Raw genomic sequence first — 3,666 nt, 5'->3', positions numbered from 1 at the left:
GATGGTTGTCATGGAGCCCTTTTCCAACCCCCAGTTTTCCGTAATGATCTTCATGACCGGGGCCAGGCAGTTGGTGGTACATGAAGCATTGGAATAGATTTCCTGTTCCTTTGTTATTTCACTGTTGTTCACACCTAAGACAATGGTCTTGACTCCATCGCCTTTGCCCGGCGCCGAAATGATCACTTTTTTTGCCCCTGCCTTCAGATGTTGTGCAGCTTTCTCCCTGTCCCTAAAAATTCCTGTACACTCCAGTACAACGTCAATATCAAGTTCTTTCCACGGGAGCCTGGACGGGTTTTTTTCGGCATATGCATTTATGAGCCTTCCCCTGACCACGATTGCTTTTTCATTTGATGAGACCTCGCCTTCAAATTTTAACTCAACTGAAAAAGGGAAACGACCATGGGTGGTGTCATATTTTAATAAATGGGCCAAGGTGGCGTTGTCCCCAAGGTCGTTTATGGCCTTGATTTCAACACCTGGATTGTTCAGCAGGTTTCTGAAAGCCAGCCTGCCAATACGCCCGAATCCGTTTATAGCTATATTTTTTTTTCTCATCGCTACAATTGTTCTTTTATAGTTGTTCTTCTACAGCTTTGACCACAGCTTTGGCAGTTATACCAAACTTTTCAAACAAAGTTTTATATGGTGCAGAGGCGCCAAATCTGTCTAGCCCCACTACTTTGCCTTCCACACCAACATAGTTCCGCCAGGAAAGTGTAGCACCAGCCTCCACAGCTACCCGGTTTTTGATTTTTAGAGGCAGTATCTTATTTCTGTATTTTTCGTCCTGTTGGTCAAAAAGCTCGGTACAGGGAACAGAAACTACCCGGACGGCCACCCCTTTTTTGTTCAATTTTTCCTTGGCGTCCAAAGCCAATTGCACTTCTGAACCACTGGCCAGGATAATGGCCTTGAAATTCTTGTCCTCCGTTAGAATGTACGCGCCCTTTTCGGCATTGTCCGCACCGGCATATCCTAATGACTCCCTGTTATACACTGGTAGTTTTTGCCGCGTGAGCACCAAACAACTGGGCCCTGTTCTATTATTAAGGGCAATTTTCCAGCAAGACACTGTTTCATTGGAGTCCATGGGCCGCAATGTCAATATGTTGGGCATAGCCCTAAAGGAGGTCAGGTGCGCCACTGGCTGGTGGGTGGGTCCATCTTCACCCAACCCTATGGAATCGTGGGTGAGTACATAGATTACCTGTAAACCCATTAAAGCCGACATACGCATAGCTGGCCGCATGTAATCGGAAAAAACGAAAAAAGTCCCGGCGTAAGGAAGTACTCCGCCATGTAATGCCAAGCCGTTCATTATGGCTCCCATGCCATGTTCCCTGACTCCGTAATGGATATATCTTCCGGAAGGATTGTCTACACTAAAGGATTGCTCTCCCAAAGGGAAGGTGTTATTGGAAGGTGTTAAGTCTGCCGACCCTCCCACAAGCCCGGGAATTCTTGGTGCAATATGATTAAGTACCTTGCCCGAAGCAGTGCGGGTGGCCATTTCGTCTTCTTCCTCGAACAAAGGGATGTCTAAACAGTTCTTTTCAAAATTCCCGAGAATACAGCTTTCAAACTTGGCTGCGTCTTCCGGGCACTCCCCCTCGTAGGCCTTAAATCTGTTGATCCACTCATTTTCCAATTCTTTTCCGGCCTCAATGGATTCATGAATAAGGGTTCTAACTTCCGGTAGGATATGGAATTTTTCTTGGGGAGGCAGTTTAAGGTTTTTCTTGGTGAATTTGATCTCCTGATCCGGGAAAGGTTCTCCATGAGCTCTTGCAGTGCCTGCTCTGCTGGGGCTGCCAAATCCTATTTGGGTATCACAGATAATAATGCTTGGTTTGTACAAACTTGTTTGGGCCTCTTCTATGGCGTCCTGGACGGCTTCCACGTCATGGCCATTGATATGGACTACATGCCAGTGATATGCCTCAAAACGTTTGGTAACCACATCACTGTAAGAAAGGTCTGTGCTACCGTCAATGGATATGTTGTTGTTGTCATAAAAAACAATAAGCTTCCCTAACTTGTTAGGGCCGGCAAAAGAACATACCTCATGAGAGATACCTTCCTGCAGGTCTCCGTCACTTGCAATCACATAGGTATAATGATTGGTTATTTTGTATTCCCTGGTATTGAACCTGGCTGCCAGCGAGGCTTCTGCCAATGCCATCCCCACGCCATTGGCCAACCCCTGGCCCAAGGGCCCAGTTGTAGTTTCTACTCCTTTGGTAACAAAATTTTCGGGATGGCCCGGTGTTATACTGCCCCACTGTCTGAATTTTTTTAGCTCACCAATGGGCATCTTGTAACCAAACAAATGTAAAAGACTGTAAATAAGCATACTACCGTGCCCCGCTGAAAGCACAAAACGATCACGGTCGTACCAATTTGGATTATTGGGATTGTGCTTGAGGTATTTTGTCCACAACACTGCTGCCACGTCGGCCATACCCAATGGCAGGCCGGGATGGCCTGAATTGGCGGCCCGTACCCCGTCCATGGAGAGCCCCCTGATGGTATTGGCTACTTTCCTGCATAAAATATTCATTTTGGCAGCATGTGGAAATGGTTTTGGTCGTGCTATCATTTTCTGAATTTTAGTTAAGGCAAATTTTTTCGAGCGATTTCAAAGAAAATGTACTTAAGTCCGGGGCCACCAGCCTGGCTCCTTTAAAGGCGCTGCCAAAAGTGTAATCGTTATAGAAAACCGCCGTGGGTATGTTGGCACAGATGGCTGCTTCCAGCCCAGGTTCTGAATCTTCAATGACCAGAACATTTTCTGGTTGTAACTCCAACTTCTCCAAGCATTTGGAATATAGGTATCCCCCATTTTCTGTTTTTCTACCACTCTCTTTGCCCATGACCACTTTAAAAAGTTCATGAAACTTTTCCAACTGATTGGCAAGTAGTGCATGGATCTGTGGTTCATGGGATGTAGAAACGATTCCAAGAGGAATCTTCCTTGCTACGGCTTCTTGAAGAATATTTTCAACCCCGGGCCTTAGTTCGAGTTCTGGCAGGTATTTTTTGATGTAGATATCTTGCTTGATCTTGGCAAATTGCTTGGCAAGATGGTCTATTTCGTTCTGATGATAGCCCTGCCTGTTCAATTCATGGGCAAACCGGTTGGCATTGCCGGGTATCTCATGGATCATTTTAATGACCGTATTGTTCAGTATCCGCTAGGGTACCATCTACATCAAAAATAATCGCTTTTAGCTGCTTGCCCATAACCTGTTCACGTACTTTGGCATTGGACATGGCATTAAGTGTGCCATTTTTTTACAGAGACGATAAAAAGTCATTTAATTTTGTTAATACGCTGTATATAAGTTTTTTAAAAAAAATATTTTTTCTTGAACTGTATTCTCGGATATACTTATGAGCATAAAATGGCACAAAATTCAGTTTCTGTGCGGCACATTAGGTAGCTCCTTTGGAATTATGAAAGTATTATATTGAACCTCAGCAATTTGAAATTGTAAGTTTTGGCATTAAGGGTGAGCGGAGCGTTTAATCTTGTAAATAGTAGAATGTCATTTGTGTCACAGAATCGGATTTAAGCTGCTTTTAACTCAGTATTGATTTAAGCTCCCGTATGTGATCTATGATATAGTCAGGCTGCTCTTTGGAGAGAAGCGCCCTCTC

At 44.7% G+C, this 3,666-nt stretch carries 3 protein-coding genes; all 3 read right to left on the bottom strand.

Features of this window, described 5'->3' with window-relative positions:
• The coding region (locus tag AAC037_RS21550) for a glyceraldehyde 3-phosphate dehydrogenase NAD-binding domain-containing protein (protein WP_339905527.1) at positions 1-561 on the bottom strand (561 nt) is incomplete at its 3' end.
• Between the two features lie 16 nt (positions 562-577).
• Entirely contained in the window at positions 578-2,605 is a 2,028-nt protein-coding gene (gene tkt / locus AAC037_RS21545; protein WP_339905525.1) for a transketolase, read from the bottom strand.
• A gap of 10 nt (positions 2,606-2,615) precedes the next feature.
• Positions 2,616-3,173 carry an NIF family HAD-type phosphatase gene (locus tag AAC037_RS21540; RefSeq protein ID WP_339905524.1) on the bottom strand — a complete coding sequence of 186 codons (558 nt, stop codon included), beginning with the start codon at positions 3,171-3,173 and terminating at the stop codon, positions 2,616-2,618.
• Positions 3,174-3,666: the final 493 nt, after the last annotated feature.

The organism is uncultured Cyclobacterium sp., from assembly GCF_963976465.1.
Taxonomy (GTDB): domain Bacteria; phylum Bacteroidota; class Bacteroidia; order Cytophagales; family Cyclobacteriaceae; genus Cyclobacterium.
Note: the sequence above shows the minus strand (reverse complement) of the source record. Positions and strands in the feature narration are given on the sequence as shown.

What these genes read in the sequence shown, in the direction of transcription:
- tkt (WP_339905525.1), bottom strand. Translation starts at nt 2,605, where the DNA reads ATGATAGCACGACCAAAACCATTTCCACATGCTGCCAAAATGAATATT.
- AAC037_RS21540 (WP_339905524.1), bottom strand. Translation starts at nt 3,173, where the DNA reads ATGATCCATGAGATACCCGGCAATGCCAACCGGTTTGCCCATGAATTG.